The following is a 26,629-nucleotide window of genomic DNA, read 5'->3' as shown; positions in this document are numbered from 1 at the left end:
CGGAAGATGAAACTGACCGTCAAGTGCGGTACAAATTGGTAAACAGAGGCTGGTCGTAACAGACCAACTGGGCTTAAGGCAAAACTATGATCGGGAAAATAGACAAGGCATTCTTCTCACTCGTGCTACTGCTGCTGGTGGTATCCGGCTTGCCGCAGGCTTTTGCCGCCGAGCCTGTATGTGCTGAGGTGAAGATCGAGATCAAGCAGGAGCTGACACTGGAGCGCCAAGGCTTTGACGCCAATATGAAAGTGCATAACGAGCTGGCTGCCATCCCGCTGGAGAATGTTACCGTCAAAATCAATTTTCAGGATCGCTACGGCAAACCAGTGGTTGCCAGCTCTGACCCAAATGCCACGGATGCGAAGTTTTTTGTCCGCGTCGATACGCTAACAGGCATTGATTCTGTGCAGGGCGGTACGATTGCACCGCAAACGGTTGCTGACATGCACTGGCTAATCGTACCTGCACCGGGTGCTTCTGCTGGTAGCGCCTTGGGCGAACTGTATTATGTGGGTGCGGAGTTATCCTATGCCGTTGCTGGTCGCCCCGAAGTCGTGCAGGTCGCCCCGGATTTTATCCGTGTCAAACCGCTGCCCAGCATTGTGCTGGACTATTTCCTGACCCGCTTTACCCCCGGTGACGACCCGTTAACCGATACCATTGAAGCAACCGAACCATTTAGCCTAGGCGTGCGTGTACAAAACAATGGCAGCGGTACAGCCCAAAGCCTCAAAATTGAATCCGCCCAGCCTAAAATCATTGAGAACAAACAAGGGCTACTGATTGATTTCAGCATCCTTGGCAGCACCCTGAATGACCAGCCGAGCGAACCCAGCCTGCTGCTCAATTTTGGCGATATTGCCTCCGGCAAAGCGTCGACCGGACGTTGGCTGATGCAGACCAGCCTAGCAGGGGAATTCACGAAATTCGATGCCAGCTTGACCCATGCCGATGTACTGGGCGGGAAACTGACTTCACTGATTACCGCAACCAATACACACTTCCTGGTACGTGATGTGCGGGTCGACCTACCGGGGCGTGACGCCGTGCGCGACTTCCTAGCCAATGACAACAACGCCTACAAAGTCTATGAATCGGATAATGTCGATACGGCGGTTACCGACCGGTCAGCCACCGCCAGCCTTGACTTCAGCAATCAGGTGGGAACTGAGCAATTCCATACCCTGACAGGAACAGCGGGTGATGGTTTCACTTACATTAAGCTGACAGACCCCTTCGTGGGCAGCAAGGTGGTGAAAAGCGCGATCCGTTCCGATGGCAAGGTACTGTCACTGGATAACGTCTGGTTCGCCAAGGAGCGTAAAGGCGGCGGCGAGTATGACTACTCCCTCAATCTGTTTGACGCCAACTCCACCGGCAAATACACGCTGGTGTTTGATGAGAAAGCTAATGTGCCGCAAGCGCCGGTATTGCAGTTCATACCTGACCGAAGCACCAATGAGAGTAAACAGATTTCCTTCCTAGTGGAAGCTTCTGATCCGAATGGGACGACTCCGCTGCTGAGCGCCACAAACCTGCCGCCGGGTTCCACGTTCGTAGATCAAGGCAATGGCAAGGCGGTATTCGATTGGACACCGGCAACGGGTCAGGCAGGCAAGCACGAAATCACCTTCATCGCCAGTGACGGTGAGCTGCAAGCCACCCGCAAGGCATTCATCACCGTGAACCCCGGTCATGACACCGATGGCGATGGCATGGATGACGCATGGGAACTGGAACATTTCGGCACACTGGATCGGGATGGAACGGGTGATTTTGACGGTGACGGCATCAGCGATCTGGATGAGTTCCGCCAAGGCACTGATCCGGAAACGCCTGCACACATTGGCTTCCTAACAGGCCATGCCTCGCTGGGCAGCAACTGGCAGACCGTAAACCTCTCTGGTTTTACCAACCCTGTGGTATTTACAGGCGTACCGACGGATAACGAAGCCGCTCCTGCGCTGGTGCGTCTCCGTAACGTGGCTACTGACAGTTTCAATCTGCGTTTGCAGGAGTGGAATTATCTGGATGACAAGCACGAACTGGAATCCGTGCCATATTTGGTGCTGGAGCCAGGCCGACATGTTATGAGCGATGGCAGCATCTGGGAAGTTGGGAAGTTTGAGGTTGCAGGTGAGGAACACTGGACGTCCCGCAAATTTTCCCAAGGTTTCGCCGGGGTCCCGCAGCTGCTGTTAAGCATCCAGAGCATGAATGACAATGATCCGGTGACGGTCAGAGCACGCAATGTGACCACTGACGGTTTTGAAGCGGCGCTGTTTGAGGAAGAAGCCAACACCAGCCATGGCAGGGAACAGGTCGCTTATCTGGCAATCTATTCACCTTTTGCCAACAGCAGAATCCATGTGGCTGGCGCTGACCATGTAACCACGTATGCAAGCCGCGTGTTGAACAGTACGCCCGTACTGCTGGACGACGGTATTACCAACCTGTGGATTGAGGAAGAAAAATCTGCCGACGAGGAAACCCAACATACGGACGAGACGGCAGCCATCCTGACGGTCGATGGAGCCGTATTTGCAGCCGACGACACATCCATTGAGGCAGACACGGTAGTACCGCGCCGCCATGTCAACCTAGCGATGACCGCGACTCCAGCGATCACTCCCGCAGGTGGGACCATTTCTGAAGCGGTGAAAGTGGCGATCAGCTCGGCGACGGAAGGAGCAGCGCTTTATTATACCCTAGACGGTTCTTCCCCAGATCCGGACAAGAATCCTGCCACCCAGCTTTACACTGCCCCATTTGAAGTGAACGCAACCACCACGGTCAAGTCCATTGCACGCAGGACAGGTCTGGCTGACAGCTTGGAGCGGATGGTCAGCTATAACTTTGTGGTCAATACGGCACCGACATTCATTGACATCCCTGACCGCAGCGTATCAGAAGGCAACGTGCTGACATTCATGGTGCAAGCGCTCGACCAGAATACGCTAGATCAACCAGTCCTCAGCGTTGATGTGTCTGCCCTGCCTAGCAGCGCTATATTTACCGACTTGGGTAACGGCATGGGAAGGTTCAACTGGCTGGCACCAGTTGGCGCGGCTGACAAAAGTCCTTACACACTGACCTTTATCGCCACAGATGCGCAGAACAGCAACCTGACTGCTTCAAAAACAATGATGGTGACAGTAACAGGTAACAAACTGGTTGACAGTGACAAGGATGGTGTGCCGGATTTTTGGGAGCAGCAGTACAGCCTGAATCAAGATAATGGCGGTGACGCTAACAATGATCCTGACGGCGATGGTTTCAGTAACTTGCAGGAATACCAAGCAGGCACTAATCCACTGGTCGCCAATAGCAACAAAGCTCCGGTCGCTGCTATTACAACGGATGTCTCATCGGGTAACGCGCCATTAACGGTGCAGTTTTCCGGCATTGATTCCAGTGACAGTGACGGAAAGATCATCCGTTATGCTTGGACAAGTAGTGATGGAACCACCCATGAGGGGAGCAGTTTCAACCATACATTCAACACAGCAGGCAATTACACCGTCATCTTGACCGTGACGGATAATCTGGGGGCGACGCATACGGCTTCTGTGGGCATTACCGTCAATGAAGCGAATACGGTTCCAGTAGCCGTCATCAAGGCGAATGCCCTGTCAGGCTCGGCTCCATTCCATACCAGTCTTGACGGAAGCGCTTCCACTGACAGCGATGGCTCCATTGCTGAATATCACTGGGACTTTGGCGATGGCGCAACCGCAACCGGCAAGACAGTCAGCCACACTTGTGAAGTGGTAGGAGAATACACAGTGACGCTGACGGTGACCGACAATAAGGGGGCAAAAAGTAACACTGCGGCCGTTATTTACGTTAACCCATCCGCGAACCAGCCCCCTATTGCCAAAATCCGTTTGACGCCAAACACCGACGGGGTCGCACCGTTAAGCGTCATATTTGATGGGGGAGACTCCACCGATCCGGATGACAGCATTGTCCGCTATGTCTGGGACTTCGGTGATGGCAGCGCCGGGGTCGAGGGGATGACTACCCCCCATATCTATACAGGAGCAGGCGTTTACCAAGCTAGCCTGACAGTCACAGACCAGCATGGCGCAACGCACTCGGCAAGCCAGCCAGTCACGGTATCAGAAGCGGTAGCACTGAATCTGGTGGAAAATGGTTCGTTTGAAGAGCATGACGCACTGAACCAAGGTACCTGGGGTAGCTTTGAGTCAATTCTAGGATGGATTGCCGAAAAAGGGACACTGGAGATTCAAAGGGGCAATATGTCCGGCATCACCGCCATTGATGGAGATGACAAGCTCGCGCTTGATGCAAAAGACAATAGTGGGGTCAGGACAAGCCTGCAAACAGTGCCAGGCCAGACCTATTTGCTAAGTTTCTATTATTCCCCTGACGTTGCGGACAGACAGAATGGTTTTCCATTGGCCTTGGGCGCTTGTGGGACGAATATATCGATTCACGGTATACTCGCCAACACGTCAGGCCATTCATGTAATGATGTTGTGGAGACAGGTTTGGCCAAAACCCTGACGACTACTATATTGGCTCAGACAAATAGCGCCAACACGCTAGATGTAGTCTGGAATGATGTAAAGCTGCAAACCATCAGCGGCACAAAGAAGGGATGGGGCAGGTACTCTTATCTTGTCCAAAGCAATAATCCGACTTCCATACTGACATTTGTTGCACAGGGGAACGGTAATTCAGGGTTTATTGATAATGTCCGCCTCATTCCGTTCAACTCTACAGGCGGGGATGCGGGGTCTTGAACCATTGGGCATATGGAGTTTTGGTTCTATTGATATCGAGCAACGCTATCAGCAAATCCCTAATGGATTTGCTGATAATAATACTGTTTGAGGATGTATGTTGAAAAACTGTATCAGACATGAATTGTGTTTAGTAAGCGCCTTGCTTTTACTGATTTCCTTGGTGTGGCTTGCTTATGCTTACCTCGACAGGAATCATATGCTCACTGCCGAATTACTTTCCGGGAAACCCATATCAGTCGAAAAAAGCATCCGTTACAAGCTTGAGATAAAAAATCCCAAGAATAAAACTGTTGAAGAGGCCATGATTCAATTGGCCTTGCCCGCTAACGTTTCCCGTCAGCAAATAAAAAATCTCAATGTTTCCACAAGATATGAACAAATTCCTCATGATCAATGGAATCAGTCATTGTCACTGCATTTGCCAACACTAGCACCGTATGAAAGCACAATCATTGATATTAGGGTTGACCTTGTCATGGAAAAACAACCAAAAGCAGAACCCCTACCTGATCCAGAGCCTTACCTGAAGGCCGAGAAATATCTCGAATTCAACAATGTCCAGTTACAACAGGTTTCTGCCTCACTCAAGGCAAACAATGCTATGGATATTGCCAAAGAAATCTATGCTTGGGATCTAGAAAATATCGCCATATCAGGTTTTCTGGATCAGGAAAGGGGCGCTCTTTTCACTTTAGAAGAAAAGAAGGGAGATTGTACAGGACACATGTATCTTTTCGGCGCATTGGCTAGGGCGAAAGGAATTCCCGCAAGAATGATGAGCGGTTTTATTGTCGAGAGCAACAAACTCCTCAAGGCTCAAGATTATCATAACTGGGCAGAAATCTATATTGATGGTGCATGGAGGGTCGTTGACGCAATGAACAAGAATTTTATGGGAAGCGAAGATCACTACGTAGCAATGAAAGTAACTGTTCCATCGAAGGCTAATTCATTTGCTTGGTCTCAACGGCTGTTTTCAGCACCCAGTGGACTAAAAGTAAGATTATTGTAAAAACTGGGGTGCTTTTAAAAAGCAGAATGTTTTAAACAGGAAGGATTTTTCATGCACTATAAAAATATTGCTATTGCATCACTGCTTGTAACCCAATTGACAGCATGTGGAGGTGGTAGTAGTGATTCTGGCGGTCAGATCGCCATCAGCAACACTGCCTATACCGGAAGTCGTGAACTGGCACCCCTGAATACCAACAATCAGGCGATATTTGCAGAGGGGGTTTTCATTTCCATTACCAATATTACTAAAGCAGTCACTGCCGTGACTGGCAGGTCAGCAACCAGTAAAAATCAGGTTCCCCCACAAAATAACCAAGCTCGTTCAATTGACGTAGGCGGCTCATGTCCAAGTGGCGGAACCCAACGGGTAATCGGCGAACTGGACAATATAAACAATACCGGCACATTACAAATTACCAGCACTCAATGCAACACTGGTAGCGGAGTAATCGACGGCGTTTTAACAATTACCGTTAATGCATTCGATGCTGCTTTACAAACAGCTACTGATTTTACTATGAGCACCAGCAATCTCTCAGAAATCATTAATGGGATCAGTTATTCCACAACAGGCAGCGTCCATTACACTGAAAATACCAGTACAGGCGAATTGCGAGCAGTATCGACCTTACTGCGTAAAAGCAATTCGGGTTCCCAGTTACTGGACAACAACCTTCAACTTGTGACAAACAACAATGGCGACTACCTGTCTGGAGGCATGTGTGAAAACGCCAATGGGTGCGTCAAGCTTTCAACCCTTGCACCGTTTATAGCGATCAACGGAACACCAATGCAAGGCGAAATTGTCATAGAGGGCAACAATGGCGGCAAATTACACCTGCGCCTCATCGACGCCCGTCTATGGATGGGGCTAGATGCAAATGGCGACGGGACTGATGAAAGTACAACCCAGTATATAACCCAATGACGTGTTTGCGAAGTAAGCTCGTAAACTCCTATTCTCCACAGGCAAACCTATCTTTCAAACATAATTGCCCAAACTCTTGCAGGAGTCAGGGCAATTAGCTGGCAGCTGCCAGTTACACCAACTCCAGCAAGAACTGCAAAACATTATCCATAACCTATAACCCAGACAACACCTGCCAGTATGCATACCGGCGGGTATTCAAACCTTCCCCTCACGCTCCAACTCCGCATACCACAAGGGATTATGGTGCTTGATAAACGCAACTTCCGCCTCGCCCGACTTCATGGTTTCCAGCGATTCCGGCTCTTCCACCACCGCGAAATAGATATGTGCCACCAAGCCCAACAATACCAGCAACACCGCTGCCAAATGAATCACCAACGCCCAGCGGAACACGCCCCCCAAGACCCCCGCTGATGCAGCAAAATCCAGAAGCATCGGGCTGAGGAACAAATACAGCCCCGTCACCGCAATCGCCAGCGAACACGCAATAATCATCGTCCCCAACAAACGTTGCGCCCCGTTGTAACGCCCTTGCGGCGGCACGCTTTTGTGTTTCAGCAAGCCAAACAAATGCGCCAGCGTGATCACCATCGAACTCATATCCGCGATAGCTGCCTTAGGCGTTAACACCAGCACATTTTTCAGAAACGGTAACACCACCCGCTTGAAATTCAACAGCGCGTACACGCCAATCACCCCCGCCCACACCATGCCACCGATACCGTGCAGCAACACCAGATTGGCATTGCCCCCCAGCAGGTTTTGCAGGAATGTCGGCCAGAATGCCGGAGCAAGGCGCACAAAATCGCCGGAAATAATGCCAAAGCCAGTCAATACCAGCGTCAGCCAGAAAAAAGCGTTGAACCAGTGGATCGCAATCACATCCTTGGTACGCACCTTAATGGTGGGTTTAGTGCTGCTCATGGCTGCCCTCCTTGTTGCTCACGTCTTGGCGACGGTCGATCAATTTTTTAATACCTGCACCGAGGAATACCGCCATCATCCCGCCGATACCCAGTGTCCCCAGCGGATTAACGATGTTTTCCATCAGCGTGCCGGACAAATGCCGCTCATTCAGCTTCGGCATCACCGTGTCAGGAATCGCTTTACCCGCCGTGTAGTAATAATGGTTAGGGCCGATATTAACCTCATCCGTCACCAGCTTTTGCCATTCTTTGGCTTTCAGCAATTGGGAAACTTCAGAATTCGGGTCATTGGCATCACCAAAAATCAGCGCACGCCCCACACACGTATCCACGCACGCAGGCTGCAAACCCTTGTCGATTCGCGGCTGGCAGAACGTGCATTTGCTAATGGTATTCGTCACCGGATTCAGCCACCGCGCGTCATACGGGCAAGCCGGAACGCACAATTCGCAACCGGAACAAATCGCATGATCGACCAGCACAATGCCGTCATCACGCTTCCAGGACGCACCGGAGGGGCAAACCTCCACGCACGGCGGGTCGTCGCAATGCTGGCAACGACCGGGGAATAATTGCACTTCCGGCAACCCCTTGGCATTGACGTATTCGACTTCCTTCACCCAGTCACGCGAGTAACCCAGCGGGGTATCCCATTCCGCACGGCAAGCGACTTCGCACGCCTTGCAGTTAATGCAGCGGGTGGTATCCGCCAACATCACGTATTTTGCAACCATGTTATTCGCCTCCTCAGACTTTGGTCACAGTGACCATGTTCATACCCATCGAAATACTGCCAATGTGTTTTTCACGGGTATCCGATGCCAGCAACGAATCCGACAACCCTTTGCCGACCGCCGTGGTCATGCGCGTATCCCAATGCCCAAAGCCGTGTACCGTGAACACCGTATCCGGGCGGATGCGCGGCGTAACTTTGGCAGCAATCTTGCCACCGCGCCCTTTGGCATCCTTGACCTCCACCGTCTCGCCATCGCTAATGCCGAGCTTGGCGGCAGCGTCGGGGTGTATCCACAACAGGTTTTCCGGCATGAAATAGTTCAACCAGATATTGTCCTGAGTCCGCGCATGGGTATGGAAACCCACCCGCCCAAAGGTAAAATGGAACTCACCGTCTTTAGGGCGTGGCTGCTCTGCCCACTCAATCGCATCCGCCATGCCCAGTGCTTGTAACTGGCTGGGAATAAGCTCGATCTTGCCGCTGGGGGTCGGAAAGACCGATTTACCGCCGTGTTCACGCGGGAAGTTAATCGCATCATCGACGGGCTTTTTAATAATGCCTTTTTCCTTCAGTTCCGCGAGTGAATAACCGGCTTTTTTCAAGCGGTCATCCAGCATATCCGCCACCGAATCGTGCGGAAAATACGCCTCCAGCCCCAAGCGTTGCGACAAGGCTTTGCAAATATCCCACGAGCCTTTGGTATCGTGCAGCGGTTGCATCGCCGGTTCACGCAAGGCAATGAAACCTTCGCGTGCGCCGCCGATCTGCAAATCGTCATACCGCTCCAAATAGCTGGCTTCGGGCAGGATAATATCGGCATAGCTATTCATTTCATTGGGACTCACGTCTGCCGCGACGTAAAAATCCATGTTCAGCAAGGCTTTGCGCACCGTGTCATAGTCGGTGCTATTGGTAAAACCATTACCGCCAGCCGTCAGCAAGGCTTTCAGCGGGTAAGGGTCTTGCTCCGCCATTGCCTTCCACATTTCATTGGTCAAACCGTATTGCGGGTTAGCCAGCGGCCAACGCCCCGGCACGCCTGCACCATCCGCACGCTGTATTTTGCCTTCAACGTCAACAGCAAACGGGTTGTGGGCAAAATCAAAATCGCCATGCCCTTCTTCACGGCTGACATGCGCGTGCGGGAATTCCGGCAAATCAATCTCAGGCACTTTGATGGTTTGCGGGGTGAAAATACCGCCTTTGCGATCCCATACCCCAAACAACGAGTTGAGGATCGAAATGCTCATCCCCGTGCCAAGATCATTGGAAGTACGGGTTAAACGGCGCGGGCTGTAAACGAATACCGCAGGTGCTTTCTGCGCCATTTCGAGCGCAATGCGGCGCACTGTGTCCGCCGGAATCGTGGTGATTGCTTCCTGCCATTCGGGGGTGTATTGCTCGACTTTGGCAGTCAGTTCATCCAAGCCGGTGACGTATTCGGCGACAAATTGCTTGTCGTACAGACCGCCTTTAATCACCACATGGATCAGTGCCAGCAGGAAGGCATGGTCAGTGAGTGGACGAATCGACAGCCACTCATCGGCTTTGGAAGCCGTGATGGTGTAACGCGGGTCAACATAAGTCACTTTCGCACCATTAGCCACTCCGTCAATCCAGCCGAGGGTTTCGCCGTTGTGCAAGGATTCGGTAATGTTGCGCCCCATCATTAGGAAGTATTTGCAATTTTCCAAGTCGATGGTTTCGTTGCCGGTCAGGTTTTTGCCCGCAATCAGCGTATTGGCAACGCCGCGTGGCCCGCAGCACAAGCCAAACACCGGGCTGGTGGTGTTAGGTGTGCCAAAAGCGTGGGCAAGGCGGTGGTAGGGTTTTTCCCACGTGCCGTGACCAATCATGACCAGTGCTTGCGGGCCGTATTTTTCTTTTACCTTGGTCAATTCGTGCGCTACTTTGTCGAGTGCTTCATCCCACGGCATGGGTCGCCATTGGTTGTCACCGCGTGCGCCGGTACGTTCCATTGGCTGTTTCAAACGGTTGGGTGCAAACGCCACCTGAATGCCGGAATTACCCTTGCCACACACCACCCCACGATTGAGCGGGTGTTCGGGGTTGCCGTCGATTTTGAAAGCTTTGCCGTCACGGCTGCGGACTTTTAAGCCACAGCGCCAGTAACACATGTCGCAAAAACCCCAGTGTTCTTCGTAATCCTTGAGGGTTTCTTGTTCGTGGGGGGCATGGATACGCGCTTGCGCATCAAGGCTTAACGCCGCCGTTGACGCGACGGCTGTCCCCATTATGCCTTTGAGAAAGGCGCGGCGCGATGCCTTGCCGGATTGATTCGATTCCTGCACGTTTGACTCCTACTAGCGCGATACAATGACATTCATTGACATCTCTTTATAAGGGATAGTCTGCGGGGCGGGGCACGAATCAACCTTGCTAAATCGCAAGGTTTTGTTGAGTATTGTTTGACATACATCATGAAAACCCCGATTGTTGCGCGGCGATAAACGGCGCAATACCTTAGTGCTTTAGTTTGCTATTTTTCAATGCCAAACCGCTTACCAAGCCCTAGAATCGCCCTACTGTTAGCTTTTCACTCTTTTAGAAGGAATCCCCATGAAACAAATGATGCTGCAAGAAAAATACCCCGTTTTCACGATGGAAGTCGGCAAAAATGAAATTGCCCACCGTACCGTAGACGGCATTGTTGACTATTTCTTAGCAAAAATCGCCGAACACCCGGTGGCACAATTCATCGCAGTTTTCGACCATTACGCGCATACCAAAGCACTGCCACAAGGCGAAATTGCCCCCGACATTATCGCCGCCAAAAACGTAGTGTTCTGCTTCGGCACACATTTGCCTAACCCGCAAGTGCTGGCAGTACGCCCCCGCGCTATCGGTATTGCTGAAAAAGCCGATACTTTCGTGATCAGCTTTATGGAAGCGCCCATGCCGCTCGCCAATAACGCGATGGAAGCCTGGGCAAAAGCATTGGTCATCAACGACTGAGGATTGGCATCATGGAGCACACTCCTGCACCACACGGGCGCTTAGCCTTTTTACCCATCTCGTTTTTTTCGGTGGTAATGGGCTTATCCGGTTTAACGATTGCATGGGAAAAAGCCCAGCATGTATTTCACCGCGATTTGGGTATCAACGTCGGAATGCTGGCACTGACTGCCGGTGTTTTTATGCTGTTATTCCTACTGTATTTGAGCAAGATGTGGCGCTACCCGCAGAATGTGGCGCAGGAGTTGGCGCATCCGGTCAAGCTCAGTTTTTTCCCGACCATTTCGATCAGTTTGTTGCTGATTGCGACCGCTTTGTATGGGGTGAATGCTGAGTTTGCCCTGCCCGTCTGGGTGGCGGGAACCTTATTGCATCTGGTGCTTACGCTGTATGTGATTAATAAATGGATGCACCACGAACATTTCCAGATTCAGCACATCAACCCAGCGTGGTTTATTCCAGCGGTGGGAAATGTGCTGGTGCCTGTGGTTGGCGTGCCACTTGGATTTGTGGATGTGTCGTGGTTTTTCTTTAGCGTCGGCATGTTTTTCTGGTTGATTTTAATGACACTGGTGTTTAACCGCATGATGTTTCATCAGGCGATTGATGCGTTTTTGTTGCCGAGTTTGTTCATTTTGATTGCGCCACCAGCGGTTGGCTTTATTGCCTACATGCGCTTGGAAAATGAGCTGGATGCGTTTGCACGGGTGCTGTATTTCTTTGGGTTATTCCTGACCATTTTGCTGTTTAGCCAAATTGGGCGTTTTGCGAAATTGACCTTTGGAATGCCTTGGTGGGCATATTCGTTCCCCTTGGCGGCGATTACCATTGCTAGCTTCATTATGTATGAACAGTCGCAGGCGGCGACGTATCTGTGGATTGCCAGCGGTTTGTTGGTCATTTTGAGCGTGTTGGTTGTGTTGCTGGTGACGCTGACGCTACGTGCAATAGTGCGTCACGACATCTGCAAACCGGGGCATTAAGCGCCACAACGCAAATGGGTAAGCACCGCACTGGACAACGGCGGTGCTTAATAGTCTAATTCCTGCATTGCAATAATCGACAAGAACTACCCCCATGAGCGAAGAAACCAGCAAACCCCTCAATTTTATTGAGCGTATCGTTAAAGAAGATCTCGAAAGCGGTAAAGTCACCAGCGTGCGCACCCGCTTCCCCCCCGAACCTAACGGCTATTTGCACATTGGTCACGCCAAATCCATCTGGCTAAACTTCGGTTTAGCGCAGAAATTTGGCGGCAAGTGCAACCTGCGCATGGATGACACCAACCCCGAAAAAGAAGACGAAGAATACGTCGAGTCCATCAAAGCGGATGTGCAATGGCTGGGTTATCAGTGGGATGGTGAGGTGCATTACGCCTCCGATTATTTCGACCAGTTGTATGATTGGGCGGTTTATCTGATTAAAGCAGGCAAGGCGTTTGTGTGCGATTTGACCGCTGACGAAATGCGGGCATACCGTGGCACGTTGACTGAAGCCGGTAAAGAAAGCCCGTTCCGCACCCGTTCTGTTGAGGAAAACCTTGAACTGTTCACGCAAATGCGGGATGGCGCGTTTCCCGATGGCAGCCGCACCTTGAGGGTGAAGATTGACATGGCATCGTCCAACATCAATTTGCGCGATCCGGTGATTTACCGCATTAAACGTGCTACGCATCACCAAACCGGTGATAAATGGTGTATTTACCCCTCTTACGACTACGCACACGGGCAAAGTGACGCGATTGAAGGCATCAGCCATTCGGTGTGTACTCTGGAATTTGAAGTGCATCGCCCACTGTACGAGTGGTTTATCGACAATATTCCCGTGCCTGCGCAACCGCACCAGTACGAATTTTCGCGCCTCAATATCAATTACACCGTCACCAGCAAGCGCAAGCTCAAGCAATTGGTCGATGAAAAGCACGTTGACGGCTGGAATGACCCGCGTATGCCCACCGTTTCGGGGTTGCGCCGTCGTGGTTTCACCCCCAAAGCCATTAACGATTTCTGCGAAATGGCAGGCGTGACCAAAGTCGAAGGCGTGGTGGATCTTGGCATGTTGGAATTCGCCATCCGCGAAGATTTAAACAACATTTCCCCGCGTGCCATGTGCGTGTTGCGTCCGCTCAAAGTCACTTTGACCAACTATCCTGATGATCAGGTGGAAACCATGACTGCGCCGGTGCATCCGCAAAATGAGGCGATGGGGACACGCGCCATGCCATTTTGCCGCGAAATTCTGATTGATCAGGACGATTTCCGCGAAGAAGCCAACAAGCAGTACAAGCGTTTGGTGCTGGGCAAACGGGTACGCTTGCGCAACAGCTACGTGATTGAGGCGGATGAAGCGGTGAAGGATGCGGACGGCACTATCATCGAAGTGCGGGCGCGGGTGATCGAGGATACTGTCGGCAAAGATCCGGCAGATGGCGTGAAAGCCAAAGGCGTGATTCATTGGGTGTCAGCGCGTGATAACGTGGATTGCGAAGTGCGTTTGTATGACCGTTTGTTCAGTGACCCCGCCCCGGATGCGGGCGGTAAAAACTTCTTGGAATTCATGAATCCGCACAGCTTGGAAATCCTCAACGGCTGCAAAGGCGAAATCGGGCTGGCGCAAGCCACGCTGGATGACCGCTACCAGTTTGAGCGTGAGGGGTATTTTGTGTTGGATTCCAAATATTCGACTACCGAAAAGCCAGTGTTTAACCGGGTGATCGGGTTAAAGGATACATGGGAGAAGAAGTAGGAAACCTCTCCCCCATATGCGTCAAGCTATTGCAGCCTTAAACTTCAGCAACTTGGTACTTCGCCATCAATGCCTGCTGGGTCTTTTCCGTGGTCGGCTCATAGTGGCTGAACTGGATAGCCCAGCTACCTTCGCCGCCCGTCAGCGAATTCAGGCGTGAGGCGTAATCGTTAAGTTCCGCCAGCGGGATTTTGGCCTGAATAACCATATTGCCTGCTGCATCGGCTTGAGCATCATGGATCTGCGCCCGTCGGGTCGCCAGATCGCCGGAAATGTCGCCCATCGCGGCAGCGGGAACCGTTACCTCCAGATCAACCAGCGGCTCCAGAATAATGGGGCTGGCTTCGGCAACGGCTTGCATAAAGGCTTTGCGCCCTGCCACCACAAAGGCAATTTCCTTGGAATCCACCGAGTGCATCTTGCCATCCACCAACGTTACCCGAATGTCCATCAGCGGATGCCCGCTAATCGCACCGGAGGCCAGCACCTGACGCACCCCTTTTTCTACCGCTGGTATCAGTGAGCCAGAAATCGCCCCACCCACAATGCGGTTGACGAATTCAAAGCCTGCACCGCGTTCCAACGGCTCTACTTCAAGCTGCACTTCGCCAAACTGCCCTGCCCCGCCACTTTGTTTCTTATGCCGATATTGCGCCTGCACCGACTTGGTGATGGTTTCCCGGTAAGGAATTCGGGGAGGTGCTGCCTCCACCTCCACATGGTATTGTTTGTCCATGCGCTCCAGCGCGATGCGCAGATGCAAATCGCCTAAACCACGCAGCACCGTTTCATTTGCTGCCGTATCGTATTCAATCCTAAGACAAGGGTCTTCAGCGACCAGTTTGTGCAAAACATCCGACAGCTTTTGTTCATCGCCGCGTTTTTTGGCACGCAAGGCAAAACCAACCAAGGGTGTTGGTAAGGTCATCCCGGATATTTCGACGCCATCGTCTTCATGCCGTTCGTGCAAAATGGTGTCTGGCTCAATCTCGCTGATCTTGGCGACGGCACAAATATCGCCCGCTACAGCCTGCTGAACAGGGATGCGTTCTTTTCCCTGCAAGCGATACAAATGGGCAATCTTGACGGGGTTGCCTTCAACACCCACCAGTACCTGACTGCCCAGTTTCAGGCTGCCCTGATGTACCCGCAGCAAGGCCAGCTTGCCCACAAACGGGTCGAATTCGACATGGAAAACATGCGCCAGCAATGGCTTATCCGGGTCGGGAACCGCCCATGTTTCCACGGTTTTCTCGCCTTGATGACGGATAAAGGGGTGCGGCGTAGCCTCCAACGGGTTGGGGGCAAGTTTGGCGATAATATCCAACAGTTCAGGGATGCCAGCGCCAGTTCGCGCAGACGTGAAGCAAACGGGAACCAGATGGTTTTCACGCAAAGCCTGTTCAAACGCTTCATGCAATTCAGCCGCAGGTACAGTACCTTCTTCCAGATAATGTTCCATAGCAGATTCATTTGCTTCCACCACCTGCTCGATCAAAGCAGTATGGGCTGCCGCTACCGAAGAAAAATCCGCCGCGCCGGATTCGTGGTCATACACCTCCACCACTTGCGCCGCGTGGTTGACGGGCAACTCCAGCGGCAGGCATTCGCGACCAAACACCTCGGTAATTTCCTGAAGGCACTTTTCCAGCTTGTCGGGTGCGGCATCAATGCGGTTGACCACGACCATGCACGGCAAATGCTGCTGGCTTGCCCATTCCATGATTTTGCGGCTCATGGGTTCAATACCTGCCACGGCATTAATCACTACCACCACCGTATCAGCGGCTGACAACGCCGTCAGCACCTGTCCCTGAAAGTCAGGGTATCCCGGTGTGTCGATCAAATTGATATGGCAACCGGCATGGTGGGCAGTGGCGACAGAAATATACAGGGAATGTTGATGTTGTTGTTCAAGCGGATCACAGTCAGTGACGGTATTGCCTTTTTCAATAACGCCTTGTTGGGTGGTTTCGCCTGCCTGAAACAGCAGGGCTTCGATCAGGCTGGTCTTGCCTGCGCCTGTATGTCCGGTAAAGACAATATTTCGGATGTCTTGGATGGTATGCACGCTGACTCCTTTTGGAATAAGTTTTCCACCCATTCTACGCCGCAGAGCGTCAGCTTGTCTGACCTATATCACGTAAACAAACCACTCGCGACGTATGATCAAGCAAGTGACTACCACCAAAGTAGTACACCGTTATTTCCATCCACCCCTCCCCCAAATGTATTACCCTAGAATCAGAGCGCAGCATCCAATAACAACACGAGGAAATCACCGCGTGAACCGCATTCTGTGGAAAAAACTCCAAAATTCCTTGCTGCTACGGCTGGGAGGGATGATCGCTGCCATCACGGTTCTGGCGATTGTCAGCATGTCCACGTCATGGATGGTCGCGGAAACTACCCAAGGCAACGGCGAAGCCATCAACGTTGCCGGAAGTTTGCGGATGCAAAGCTGGCGTATGGCATCACTCTACCAACGCATTCTGCAAGATCCCAACCCCACGCATCGCAGCGACTTGCAACAAGCCATCCAACGCTTTGAAACCGATTTGGCGGCGGACTCGATCCTCTCCGTATTGCCCGCTGACGAAACCACCCCGCTCAAACAAGTGTATCGACAAGTCGAAAGCGGCTGGCAGCAACACATCAAACCCGACCTGATTCCCTTGCTGACCACGAGCATCACCACCTCCGCCGATGCCGCATTGCTCGATGCCATTCCCCAATTCGTTGCGCACATCAATGATCTGGTCAAGCAGATTGAAGAAGCCACCGAAGCCAAAATTTTTGTGTTGCGGGTCATTTTAGGCGTTGCCGTGATTGGCACGATCCTCGCCGTGATCCTCTCCATTTACTTGGTCAACAACATTTTTGTCACCCCGCTCAAAGGGCTATTGGGGCTAACCGACCAAATCCGCCAAGGCAATCTCGCGGTACGCACTGACCTTGCGGGTGAAGACGAAATCGGGCAACTAGGACGAGCTTTTGACCTGATGGCAGAAGATCTCTCCAAACTTTACCAAGACCTCGAAGCACGGGTCGAACAAAAAACTGCCGAACTCACCCGCAGCAACCGTTCGCTGGATTTGCTGTATCGCTCCATCACGCGCTTACATGGCATTGCCCCTGACCGCGCCGTTTTCCATAATGTGTTGAAAGATGCCGAAGCGGTGCTGGGCTTGGGCAATGGCACGATTTGCCTCAAAGAAGACAACGACCAGCAAGGCGATGTCGTCGCCACCACCGCCAGTGATGGCAAAAGCCCCCTGTGCCAACGCGCCAACAGTTGCGCCGAATGCCACGACCCGCACGCCGCCCGCATGGACACGCTCCCCGACGGTCGCCAAATCTTGCGGATGCCGCTTACCGATGCAGAAAAACGCTACGGCATGTTAGCTGTCGATGTCCCCGCCAACACCACCGCCGAACGCTGGCAAGTGCAATTGCTGGAAGCCCTGTCGCGCCACATCGGTGTCACCATTGCCTCCGAACAACGCAGCGAACAACACCGCCGCGTCTCCTTGCTGGAAGAACGTGCCGTCATCGCCCGCGAACTGCACGATTCCTTGGCGCAATCGCTGGCGTACATGAAAATCCAAGTCAGCCGCTTGCGCACTGCTGTAAAAAATCCGGCGGATACCACCGAAGTCACCGCCGCGTTGGAAGAATTACGCGATGGACTCAACAGTTCCTACCAGCAATTGCGCGAGTTGCTCTCCACCTTCCGTTTGCGTATGGAAGACGACGATTTAGGCATGGCACTGGCACAAACCACCACCGAATTTGCCGAACGCGGCAACTTGCCGATTGCGCTGGAGGTCAGTCTAGGCAACCTCAACCTGACCCCCAACGAAGAAATTCACCTGTTGCAAATCGTGCGCGAAGCCTTATCCAATACCCTCAAACACGCGCACGCCAGCCAAGCGTGGGTATCGTTGCAACGCCAAGACGATAACAATAGCCTGCAATTGCGCATCGAAGATGACGGCGCAGGTATCCAAAAAACCGCCAACCTGCACCATTACGGCATGGCGATTATGGATGAACGCGCCCGCGCCCTGCATGGCATACTGCAATATTTACCGCGCACGAACGGCGGTACTTGCGTACAACTCGATTTCACCCCCAAAACAAGGATTGTCCATGCCGCTTGAAACCCCGCAAAGCCTGCTGATCGTGGACGATCATCCCTTGTTTCGCAAAGGCGTGCGCTATCTGGTCAATATGGTTCCTGATTTCATCATCGTCGGCGAAGCCTCCTGCGGGCAGGAAGGCATCGACATGGCATTGGAGCTTGCCCCCGACATGATCCTGCTCGACCTGAACATGAAGGACATGAGCGGCATTGAGGTGTTGAAAGTCATCAAAGCCTCTGGCAGCGATGCACGGGTAGTGATGCTGACCGTTTCCGATCAGGCGAGTGATTTGGTGGCAGCGTTACGCGCAGGTGCAGACGGCTATTTGCTCAAGGAAATGGAACCCGAAGATTTGGTGGAAAAGCTGGCGGAAGCGGCAGCAGGACGCATCACCCTCACCGAACGCCTGATCAACTTGCTGGCACACGCCATGCGCCACGACGCGATTCACCCCAAAACCAGCTCCGAAGCCGGTTTGACCGAGCAGGAGCAGCGTATTTTGGAGCGGGTCGCAGCGGGTAAAAGCAACAAACTGGTCGCGAGGGAACTGGGCATTACCGAAGGCACGGTCAAAGTTCACGTTAAGCATTTACTACGCAAACTCAACCTGCGGTCGCGGGTGGAAGCGGCGGTGTGGTTTGTGGATCAGCAGAAATAGTAAGCACGAATAAATTATCGCCAAACCAATGCAGCTTATTTAAAAAGTGCTAATATCTAGGCAAGAGCATTTAACCCCATTTTGCTATCCAAAACGTATAACCATAGTGGCATGGTTGTTTTATCAAAAAAGCAATCGTGGCAGACATAGGCTTAAAAGTATTGTCCTAATTTACTTGGTCATTACAACCCAAAACCACAAAACCGTGAAACTAGCATGAGGCAATACGCGAATGCGTCCATCCATATCCTCTTTTCGTCCATTCGCACTACTCCTGTTGTTGATTCCATTCCTGAACGGATGCAGTGATAAAACCCCATCTGAGAAAACAGCGATACAGGAACCAAAACAAACCACCCAGGCCACCGAGGCAACCGCAGAAAACTTACTAGCAAAAGCTCAGCAAGCGGCTGTAGATTACAGCTTAGGCGACCAGCGCATTGCACGAGCCAGCGAGTATTTTGAGCAAGTCCTCAAGTCTGGCAGAACGGCAGAACACCTGCTTGACTATGCTGAATTTTTACGAGCAAACAATCAGTACCGGGAAGCGGAAAACCTCTACAATGAAGCACTAACCAGCTACCGCCAGCTAACCAAAGGCAATCCAGCGGCTTACACTCTAACGATAGCAGGCATACTCAGCGACCTTGGCATCGTAGTATCAGCAGACAGCCAGCGGCGTGAGGAAGCTGAAGCCCTGTTTCGCGAAGCACTGACTAACTATCGTCAACTTGCCCAAGGTGTTTCAAAGGATGTGGACTTTGTAGTAATCGACCCAGATCAATCAGAGCTGATGCACCCAACGGTATACATATCTTTTGTGGCAATGACCCTGAACAATCTTGCTATCTTGGTAGCGGCTGATAGCCAGCGGCGCGAGGAAGCCGAAGCCCTCTACCGCGAGGTACTGGCCATTTACCGTCAGATGCCCACGGCAATCCAGCCAGCTTACGCACACGCAGTGGCAACGGCTCTAAGCAATCTCGGTAACTTAGTAGCAAATAACAGCCAGCGGGGTGACGAAGCCGAAGCCCTTTTTCGTGAGGCACTGGTCAGCTACCGCCAACTTGCCGAAGACAAGCCGGAAGTGTATTTGCCGGATGTGGCAATCGCGCTGAACAACCTTGGCAACTTGGTGAAAAAAGACAGCCAGCGGAGTGACGAAGCTGAAACCCAGTACCGTGAAGCCTTGGATATCCGTCGTCAACTTGCCAAAAACAACCCTGATGTGTACTTACCGGCCGTGGCAACAACGCTAAGCAACCTTGGCACTGTGGTGGCAACCAACAGCCAACGGTTGAAAGAGGCTGAAGCCTTGTACACCGAAGCCCTCACTATCCAACGCCCGCTTGCCCAGTATAACCCGGTGGTCTATCAGCCTGCTTTGGCAGCCACACTGCATAACCTTGGTAATTTAGTGTCTGCGGACAACCAGCGACGCGAGAAAGCCAAAGCTTTTTATACCGAGGCACTGGACATTTACCGCCCGCTTGTCCAGTACGACCCAGCGGTATACCAACCTGAGATTGCAGAGACACTGTGGGTCTTTGGGTCGGCTTATCTGGATTGGGATGAGCCCACCCAAGCCCTGCCGCTGCTGCAAGAATCTGCTGAACTTTTTGCACCACTTGTCCAAAAAGACCCCGGTGTTTTCGGCAGTCACTACCAGCAAGTATTGCAGTTACTGGAACAAGCCAGTCCTGCCAAGCCGTGAAACCCAAGCGAGGCAAGCTACCTATGTGGTTATCTAACTCCTATTGTCACCCATTGGCACTCCTGCTAGTGTTAATTCCACTCTTGAACGGGTGCGGTGATAAGCCCCCATCAGAGGCGGCAGTACAAGAGCCAGCGAAAACCACACAAATCACCGAGGCATCCGTAGCCGACTGGTTGGCAAAAGCACAGCAAGCAGCAGAGGATTACAGTCTAGGAGACCAACGCATTGCCCAAACCAGCGCGTATTTTGAGCAAGCCCTGGAAGTAGAGCGGACTCCTGAGCATTTGTTTGTTTACGCCCGTTTTTTGCAAGATAACAATCAATATCAGCAAGCAGAGACATTGTACCGCAAGGCATTGGATGGCTATCGCACCCGTGGTAAGGATGATCCAGCAGCTTACCAGGCTGCCGTGGCATTAACGCTCAACAACTTGGGTCTTTTAGTCTCTGCGGACAGCCAGCGTTTTAAGGAGGCGGAATCACTCTACAGGGAAGCATTAGACAGTTACCGTGCGCTTGCCAAGGATAACCCAGCGACCGACCAGCCCGAGTTAGCTAGAACGCTCAATAACTTGGGCATATTGATAGCGGCAGACAGTCAGCGGCGCGAGGAAGCGGAAGCTCTTTACACGGAAGCGTTAGGTATTCTACGCCCCTTGGCTCAAGATAATCCTGCTCGTTATCTGCTTGATGTGGCTAACCTACTGAATAATTTTGGTCTCTTGGTACAAGAAGATCCACATAGGCGCGAGGAAGCAGAAACGTTGTATACCGAAGCCTTGGACAGTTACCGCACTTTGGCTAAGGATAATTCTGATGTGTATTTGCCCGATGTAGCACGAGTGTTAAGCAATTTCGGTTTATTGGTAAATAAAAATAGTCAGCGTTACAAGGAAGCTGAAAGCCTGTTCCGGGAATCGTTGGTGATTCGGCGCAAACTTGCCCAAGATAACCCTGATGTTTACCTGCCGGTGGTCGCAGCCATACTGGACAACCTTGCACTGCCCATATCACAAGACCCGCAACGCCAACAAGAAGCGGAAGAACTCTCCCTTGAGTCACTGGCTATCTATCGCCAACTTGCAGAAGAAAACCCCGGCGTTTATCGCCATGACCTTGGCATAACCCTGAACAATTTGGCGAATATTGTCGGCGAGAATCGCCAACGGCAACAAGAAGCCAAGGCATTGTTTAAGGAAGCATTGGCTATCCATCGAACACTGGCTGAAGACAACCCAGCGGCATACCTGCCGTTCTTGGCGCAGACACTGGGAGGATTTGGGAATGCTTATCTGGATTGGGACGAACCCACTGAAGCCCTGCCACTGTTGCAAGAAGCCGTCGAGCTGTATACCCCTTTAGCCAAACAGCACCCGAAAATTTTTGAGGGTAAATACCATTCCACACTGGAGTTACTAGAACAAGCTACTAAGGCAACAGCAACCGATTGGTTGGTAAAAGCGCAGCAAGCAGCAGAGGATTACAGCTTAGGCGACCAACGTATTGCACGAACCAGTGAGTATTTTGATCAAGTACTTAAAGCAGAACGTACTCCTTACCACCTGTTTGTTTACGCCCATTTTTTGCAAGACAACAATCAATATCAGCAAGCAGAGACATTGTACCGCGAGGCACTGGATAGCTATCGCAAGCTTGCTAAAAGCGACCCAGCAGTATACCAGTCTGATGTAGCGAGTACGCTGAACAACCTTGGCATCTTGGTGGCAGCAGACAACCAGCGATTTAAGGAAGCAGAAACCCTGTACACCGAGGCACTGGATTACTACCGCACGCTTGCCAAGGACAACCCAGCGTCCTACCAGCCGAACGTAGCGCATACGCTGAACAACCTTGGCATCTTGGTGGCAGCAGACAGCCAACGATTTAAGGAAGCAGAAGCCCTGTACGCTGAAGCCCTAGCTATCCGCCGCAAGCTTGCCAAGGAAAATCCGATACTTTATCAGCCGGATATGGCAGGCTCGCTTAACAATCTTGGTTTGTTGTTGACAGCCGACAATCAACGACGCAATGAAGCAGAAGCCTTTTACACTGAGGCATTAGACTGTTACCGCAAACTTGCCAAAGATAATTCAGAAACATATCAGCCAGAGATAGCAAGTACGTTAACCAATTTGGGTATTTTAGTATCAGCAGACAGCCAGCGACGTAAGGAAGCGGAAACGTTGTACACCGAAGCATTGGGCATCGACCGCACACTTGCCAAGGATAACTCGGCGGTACACCTGCCTGCTGTGGCGACAACATTAACTAATCTTGGCGGCTTGGTGGTGGCAGACGGTCAGCGGTTTAAGGAGGCCGAAGCCCTATACACGGAAGCTTTAAACATTCGCCGCACGCTTGCTAAAGATAATCCAGCGGTATACCAACCTTATGTAGCAACAACGTTGAATAACCTTGGCAATGTAGTATCAGAAAATCGCCAACGAAGTAAGGAAGCAGAAGCGTTGTATACGGAAGCTTTAAACATCCGCCGCGCACTCGCCAAAGATAGCCCATCGGTGTACCAACCTGCTGTGGCAAGTACGCTTGGCAATCTTGGTAGCTTGGTGGCAGAGGACAGCCAGCGGTTTAAGGAGGCTGAAGCCCTGTATAGCGAAGCCCTCGCCATCCAGCGGACGCTTGCCAAGGATAATCCAGCAGTATATCAGCCGGATGTAGCAACAACGTTGACGAATCTTGGTAGCTTGATAGCAGAGGACAGCCAGCGGTTTAAGGAGGCTGAAGCCCTGTATACGGAAGCCCTCGCTATACGCCGCACACTTGCCAAGGATAGCCCAACAATATATCAAAATGATGTAGCGAGTACGCTGAACAACCTTGCTAACTTAGTATCAGAGGACAACCAGCGGCTTAAGGAAGCAGAAACATTGTTCTCCGAAGCACTCGCTATCCGCCGTGTGCTTGCTAAAGACAACCCCGTAATTAATCAGCCAGATATGGCAATGGTACTTAACAACCTTGGCATTTTGGTAGCAAATGATAGCCAGCGGCGCGAGGAGGCCGAAGCATTGTACACGGAGGCTCTCGCCATCTACCGTGCGCTTGCCAAGGACAACCCATTGGTCTACCTGCCCGATGTAGCGAATACCTTGAAGTCCTTCGGCAAGTCAAACCTTGAATGGAATGAACCTAACCAAGCCATCCCACTCTTGCAAGAATCTGTTCAACTACTTGAACCTTTTGCAGAGCAAAATCCGAAGGTTTTTGAGGAAAAATACAACTACACGCAGCAATTGCTGAAACAAGCCAAAGCAACAAAACTGTGAAACTAGCATGAGGCAATACGCGAATGCACCTATTCAGCACTCGCAAGCAGGGAAAAAACACTAGGGATCGGATCACCCAGATATAACCCCATTTTTATCCTGCTAGCGTTTTTGTAGGGGCTGTTGCAGGGGCTATTGTAGAGTGGTCGCTGTTGGGGTGGGGATGGCTGGTGACCGGCATGGTAATGTTAGCGATCATTTCTTCATTGCTTACTATCAACGATAGTGGTACTAGTGGCTGTGGAGGTGGTGGAGGTAGCGGCGGTGGGAGTCATGGAGGCGGCGGGGGGGTGGCTGCTAAGGTAATTGACGCAGACGTCACCGCGCATAATGGAACCGCTGCCGTAAGATAAGGCAGTTGGCGCATTAAATAGGGTTGGGTTCCCCCCACAATCCCGCTATCATGCGGCGTAATGACTTTTATGCGCAGGACTCGCCTTACATGATAGCTAATTTCGACCACCTTCCCGAACACGTTCTGGCACGCGCTCGCAATACCCAACTGGTCATTTTCGACATTGACGGTGTATTGACCGACGGTAGTCTGTTTTATGGTGATGACGGGCAAGAATACAAAGCCTTCAACTCTAAGGATGGGCACGGTATCCGTATGTTGCTGGAAAGCGGGCTGGAAATGGCACTGATCACCGGGCGACAATCCGAACTCGTCCTACACCGTGCCGATAACCTAAAAATTCCCCGTAATCGTATCTGGCAAGGCTACCGCGATAAGCGCCCAGCGTTTGCTGACTTGCTCGCCCAAACAGGTCTTAAACCGGAAAATATTGCCTATGTTGGTGATGACGTGGTGGATTTACCCGTCATGGCGCAGGTTGGTTTTGCTATCGCGGTCGGTGATGCGCATTACTATGTCAAAGAGCACGCGCATTGGGTGACACAAACCCATGGCGGGCGTGGTGCAGGACGCGAAGTTTGTGAAATGCTGTTACATGCTCATGGCAAATTGCAAGCCAAACTGGCAAGCTATTTGACATGAAACATGTCATCACGCTGATCGTCGTCTTGCTCCTGATTCTGCTGACCACCCAAGTTGAAGATTATTTGAGCAAAACCGATCTTGGGCGCGTCACCATGCAAAAAGATCAGATTGACTATTACCTAGTGGATTTTTCCATTATGGCAGTCGAGGCAGATGGCAACATCAGTTACGAGCTTTCCGGGCAGCATTTGTCGCATTGGCAAGGTAAACGTCAAAGCCGTATTATCGCCCCAGAAATCAATACCAGCGCCGGATTCAAGCTACAGTCAGACCATTTGTTGTATGATCAAACGACACGGGAAATTTCTACCGATGCCGACGTATTCATTACAGCACCCAACGGCACGATGCAATCAACCGGGCTTACCGCTAAACTCGATGACAACTTACTGAGATTTGATTCAAATGTGCGCTCAACTTACCAGGTTAAATAAATGGCTGTTGTGCCTGCTACTCGCGGGTATTACCTCCACCGCTCACGCCCTGAAATCGGATGTGGAAGCGCCGGTACAAATCGAAGCCGATTCCGCTGTATTTGACAAAATGGCAGGTACTGCTACTTATGAGGGCAACGTTTCCATCAAACAGGGAACCTTGGAAATCCTTGCCACCCGCATTGAGATTAACGCCCCCAATAATGAAATTGTCAGTATTTTTGCCATCGGAGTACCCGTCAGCCTCAAGCAAAAAATGGACAATGGCAAGCTCGCCAGCGGCAAAGCCCGTGAAATGCACTATCTGGTCAAGGAAAAACGCTTAATCCTCGACGGTGACGCTGAACTCTTGCAAGATCAAGACCGTTTTACCAGCAACCATATCGAATACCTCACCGGCACAGGTCAGCTCCAAGCAGGCGGCAAAGGCAAATCCGGGCGGGTATCCGCTGTGTTTTACCCCACCAATAAAGCAGCAGAATGAATACCCTAGCCGCACGTAATCTGCAAAAAAGTTATAAAAAACGCCAAATTCTCAAAGGTGTGGATTTGCACGTTAACAATGCGGAAGTTGTCGGCTTATTAGGGCCAAACGGGGCAGGTAAAACCACTTGCTTTTACATGATTGTTGGTTTAGTAGGTGCTGATGAAGGCCAAGTATTGCTCAACGACAAGGACATCACCGCACAAGCCATGCACGAACGCGCCCGTGAAGGCATCGGCTATCTGGCACAGGAAGCCAGTATCTTTCGCAAACTGACCGTAGCACAAAATATCATGGCAGTGCTGGAGTTGCGTAAAGATCTGAATCACAGCCAACGCCAAGACAAAGTGAATAGCTTGCTGGAAGAATTCCAGCTAACCCACATCCGTGACAGCCAAGGCATTAGCTTATCGGGTGGTGAACGCCGTCGTGCTGAAATTGCCCGTGCGCTTGCCAGTGACCCAGCATTTATCTTACTAGACGAACCTTTTGCTGGGGTTGACCCCATTTCTGTTCTCGAAATTCAAAAGATCATCCGTCATCTAGTCACTCGTGACATTGGTGTACTGATTACTGACCACAATGTTCGGGAAACACTGGGAATCTGCCACCGCGCTTACATCCTCAGCGAAGGCAAAATTTTGGTCGAGGGTTCACCCGAAACCATCTTACAAGACGAACAAGCGCGGCGCGTTTATCTTGGTGAACATTTCAAACTGTGAGTCAGGTGTCATTCACCCCGACTATCGCATCTTTGCACTGGCAAACGATTAGGGTAGTATGAAAGCTGTGGAACGTTAG

19 protein-coding genes are annotated in these 26,629 nt (G+C 51.6%); 14 read left to right on the top strand and 5 right to left on the bottom strand.

Annotated features, from left to right (window positions below; translation table 11 throughout):
- Positions 1 to 86: 86 nt before the first annotated feature.
- The 3 genes from BLV87_RS12845 to BLV87_RS12835 all read left to right on the top strand — a co-directional run bounded on the left by BLV87_RS12845 (position 87) and on the right by BLV87_RS12835 (position 6,717).
- On the top strand, positions 87 to 4,772 hold the full coding sequence (locus tag BLV87_RS12845) for a PKD domain-containing protein (RefSeq protein WP_093069292.1): 4,686 nt from the start codon (positions 87 to 89) through the stop codon (positions 4,770 to 4,772).
- Positions 4,773 to 4,971: 199 nt separating this feature from the next.
- Positions 4,972 to 5,787 (top strand): transglutaminase-like domain-containing protein, encoded by an 816-nt coding sequence (locus BLV87_RS12840; protein ID WP_175517935.1) that lies wholly within the window; start codon positions 4,972 to 4,974, stop codon positions 5,785 to 5,787.
- A 51-nt stretch (positions 5,788 to 5,838) separates the two neighbouring features.
- The gene (locus tag BLV87_RS12835) at positions 5,839 to 6,717 is read left to right on the top strand and encodes a hypothetical protein (RefSeq protein WP_093069289.1); all 879 of its coding nucleotides are present in this window, start codon (positions 5,839 to 5,841) and stop codon (positions 6,715 to 6,717) included.
- A 198-nt stretch (positions 6,718 to 6,915) separates the two neighbouring features.
- Here BLV87_RS12835 and BLV87_RS12830 read toward each other — a convergent pair whose 3' ends face one another.
- Genes BLV87_RS12830 through BLV87_RS12820 form a run of 3 tightly spaced genes read right to left on the bottom strand, consistent with a single transcriptional unit; the run spans position 6,916 to position 10,694 of the window.
- Positions 6,916 to 7,644, bottom strand: a complete 729-nt coding sequence (locus BLV87_RS12830; RefSeq protein WP_093069287.1) for a cytochrome b/b6 domain-containing protein — start codon at positions 7,642 to 7,644, stop codon at positions 6,916 to 6,918.
- A complete protein-coding gene (locus BLV87_RS12825; RefSeq protein ID WP_093069286.1) occupies positions 7,631 to 8,380 on the bottom strand; it encodes a 4Fe-4S dicluster domain-containing protein in 750 nt (249 codons plus the stop codon). The genes BLV87_RS12830 and BLV87_RS12825 overlap by 14 nt, the downstream gene beginning before the upstream one ends.
- 13 nt (positions 8,381 to 8,393) lie before the next feature.
- Positions 8,394 to 10,694 carry a molybdopterin-containing oxidoreductase family protein gene (locus tag BLV87_RS12820; protein WP_093069284.1) on the bottom strand — a complete coding sequence of 767 codons (2,301 nt, stop codon included), beginning with the start codon at positions 10,692 to 10,694 and terminating at the stop codon, positions 8,394 to 8,396.
- A gap of 268 nt (positions 10,695 to 10,962) precedes the next feature.
- Here BLV87_RS12820 and BLV87_RS12815 point away from each other — a divergent pair, with 268 nt between their 5' ends.
- From BLV87_RS12815 to BLV87_RS12805, 3 genes are all read left to right on the top strand, one after another.
- Positions 10,963 to 11,358, top strand: a complete 396-nt coding sequence (locus BLV87_RS12815) for a DUF6858 family protein (RefSeq protein ID WP_093069283.1) — start codon at positions 10,963 to 10,965, stop codon at positions 11,356 to 11,358.
- 11 nt (positions 11,359 to 11,369) lie between these two features.
- The gene (locus tag BLV87_RS12810; protein ID WP_093069281.1) at positions 11,370 to 12,341 is read left to right on the top strand and encodes an SLAC1 anion channel family protein; all 972 of its coding nucleotides are present in this window, start codon (positions 11,370 to 11,372) and stop codon (positions 12,339 to 12,341) included.
- 94 nt (positions 12,342 to 12,435) lie between these two features.
- Entirely contained in the window at positions 12,436 to 14,103 is a 1,668-nt protein-coding gene (locus tag BLV87_RS12805; RefSeq protein ID WP_093069280.1) for a glutamine--tRNA ligase/YqeY domain fusion protein, read from the top strand.
- 37 nt (positions 14,104 to 14,140) lie between these two features.
- On the opposite strand, the gene fusA is transcribed toward BLV87_RS12805, so the two are convergent.
- Positions 14,141 to 16,174 (bottom strand): elongation factor G, encoded by a 2,034-nt coding sequence (gene fusA, locus BLV87_RS12800; RefSeq protein WP_175517934.1) that lies wholly within the window; start codon positions 16,172 to 16,174, stop codon positions 14,141 to 14,143.
- A gap of 214 nt (positions 16,175 to 16,388) precedes the next feature.
- On the opposite strand from fusA, the gene BLV87_RS12795 reads away from it, so the two are divergent.
- The 4 genes from BLV87_RS12795 (at position 16,389) to BLV87_RS12780 (ending at position 23,910) form a co-directional block, all read left to right on the top strand.
- Positions 16,389 to 18,266 carry a type IV pili methyl-accepting chemotaxis transducer N-terminal domain-containing protein gene (locus BLV87_RS12795; protein ID WP_245707026.1) on the top strand — a complete coding sequence of 626 codons (1,878 nt, stop codon included), beginning with the start codon at positions 16,389 to 16,391 and terminating at the stop codon, positions 18,264 to 18,266.
- The gene (gene narL, locus BLV87_RS12790; protein ID WP_093069270.1) at positions 18,256 to 18,906 is read left to right on the top strand and encodes a two-component system response regulator NarL; all 651 of its coding nucleotides are present in this window, start codon (positions 18,256 to 18,258) and stop codon (positions 18,904 to 18,906) included. The genes BLV87_RS12795 and narL overlap by 11 nt, the downstream gene beginning before the upstream one ends.
- 232 nt (positions 18,907 to 19,138) lie before the next feature.
- Entirely contained in the window at positions 19,139 to 20,620 is a 1,482-nt protein-coding gene (locus BLV87_RS12785) for a tetratricopeptide repeat protein (protein WP_093069269.1), read from the top strand.
- Between the two features lie 23 nt (positions 20,621 to 20,643).
- Positions 20,644 to 23,910: a tetratricopeptide repeat protein gene (locus BLV87_RS12780; RefSeq protein ID WP_093069263.1), complete on the top strand. Its 3,267-nt coding sequence runs from the start codon at positions 20,644 to 20,646 to the stop codon at positions 23,908 to 23,910.
- Positions 23,911 to 24,113: 203 nt separating this feature from the next.
- Here BLV87_RS12780 and BLV87_RS19995 read toward each other — a convergent pair whose 3' ends face one another.
- Positions 24,114 to 24,239 carry a hypothetical protein gene (locus BLV87_RS19995; protein WP_281241324.1) on the bottom strand — a complete coding sequence of 42 codons (126 nt, stop codon included), beginning with the start codon at positions 24,237 to 24,239 and terminating at the stop codon, positions 24,114 to 24,116.
- 113 nt (positions 24,240 to 24,352) lie between these two features.
- Here BLV87_RS19995 and kdsC point away from each other — a divergent pair, with 113 nt between their 5' ends.
- From kdsC to lptB, 4 genes are read left to right on the top strand one after another with little or no spacing between them, the layout of a single operon-like run.
- Positions 24,353 to 24,907 carry a 3-deoxy-manno-octulosonate-8-phosphatase KdsC gene (gene kdsC, locus BLV87_RS12775; protein ID WP_093069298.1) on the top strand — a complete coding sequence of 185 codons (555 nt, stop codon included), beginning with the start codon at positions 24,353 to 24,355 and terminating at the stop codon, positions 24,905 to 24,907.
- A complete protein-coding gene (lptC, locus tag BLV87_RS12770; RefSeq protein WP_093069261.1) occupies positions 24,904 to 25,344 on the top strand; it encodes an LPS export ABC transporter periplasmic protein LptC in 441 nt (146 codons plus the stop codon). The genes kdsC and lptC overlap by 4 nt, the downstream gene beginning before the upstream one ends.
- Before the next feature lie 7 nt (positions 25,345 to 25,351).
- Positions 25,352 to 25,828: a lipopolysaccharide transport periplasmic protein LptA gene (gene lptA / locus BLV87_RS12765; RefSeq protein WP_245707025.1), complete on the top strand. Its 477-nt coding sequence runs from the start codon at positions 25,352 to 25,354 to the stop codon at positions 25,826 to 25,828.
- A complete protein-coding gene (gene lptB / locus BLV87_RS12760; protein WP_093069258.1) occupies positions 25,825 to 26,550 on the top strand; it encodes an LPS export ABC transporter ATP-binding protein in 726 nt (241 codons plus the stop codon). The genes lptA and lptB overlap by 4 nt, the downstream gene beginning before the upstream one ends.
- Positions 26,551 to 26,629: the final 79 nt, after the last annotated feature.

This window comes from Thiothrix caldifontis (genome assembly GCF_900107695.1).
Lineage (GTDB): Bacteria > Pseudomonadota > Gammaproteobacteria > Thiotrichales > Thiotrichaceae > Thiothrix > Thiothrix caldifontis.
The sequence above is the reverse complement of the archived record's forward strand: the minus strand, read 5'-3'. Positions and strand labels throughout refer to the sequence as shown.

What these genes read in the sequence shown, in the direction of transcription:
- BLV87_RS12845 (WP_093069292.1), top strand. Translation starts at nt 87, where the DNA reads ATGATCGGGAAAATAGACAAGGCATTCTTCTCACTCGTGCTACTGCTG.
- BLV87_RS19995 (WP_281241324.1), bottom strand. Translation starts at nt 24,239, where the DNA reads ATGCGCGGTGACGTCTGCGTCAATTACCTTAGCAGCCACCCCCCCGCC.
- BLV87_RS12835 (WP_093069289.1), top strand. Translation starts at nt 5,839, where the DNA reads ATGCACTATAAAAATATTGCTATTGCATCACTGCTTGTAACCCAATTG.
- BLV87_RS12780 (WP_093069263.1), top strand. Translation starts at nt 20,644, where the DNA reads ATGTGGTTATCTAACTCCTATTGTCACCCATTGGCACTCCTGCTAGTG.
- BLV87_RS12810 (WP_093069281.1), top strand. Translation starts at nt 11,370, where the DNA reads ATGGAGCACACTCCTGCACCACACGGGCGCTTAGCCTTTTTACCCATC.
- lptC (WP_093069261.1), top strand. Translation starts at nt 24,904, where the DNA reads ATGAAACATGTCATCACGCTGATCGTCGTCTTGCTCCTGATTCTGCTG.
- BLV87_RS12805 (WP_093069280.1), top strand. Translation starts at nt 12,436, where the DNA reads ATGAGCGAAGAAACCAGCAAACCCCTCAATTTTATTGAGCGTATCGTT.
- BLV87_RS12840 (WP_175517935.1), top strand. Translation starts at nt 4,972, where the DNA reads ATGCTCACTGCCGAATTACTTTCCGGGAAACCCATATCAGTCGAAAAA.
- BLV87_RS12825 (WP_093069286.1), bottom strand. Translation starts at nt 8,380, where the DNA reads ATGGTTGCAAAATACGTGATGTTGGCGGATACCACCCGCTGCATTAAC.
- BLV87_RS12785 (WP_093069269.1), top strand. Translation starts at nt 19,139, where the DNA reads ATGCGTCCATCCATATCCTCTTTTCGTCCATTCGCACTACTCCTGTTG.
- lptB (WP_093069258.1), top strand. Translation starts at nt 25,825, where the DNA reads ATGAATACCCTAGCCGCACGTAATCTGCAAAAAAGTTATAAAAAACGC.
- BLV87_RS12830 (WP_093069287.1), bottom strand. Translation starts at nt 7,644, where the DNA reads ATGAGCAGCACTAAACCCACCATTAAGGTGCGTACCAAGGATGTGATT.
- BLV87_RS12815 (WP_093069283.1), top strand. Translation starts at nt 10,963, where the DNA reads ATGAAACAAATGATGCTGCAAGAAAAATACCCCGTTTTCACGATGGAA.
- kdsC (WP_093069298.1), top strand. Translation starts at nt 24,353, where the DNA reads ATGATAGCTAATTTCGACCACCTTCCCGAACACGTTCTGGCACGCGCT.
- narL (WP_093069270.1), top strand. Translation starts at nt 18,256, where the DNA reads ATGCCGCTTGAAACCCCGCAAAGCCTGCTGATCGTGGACGATCATCCC.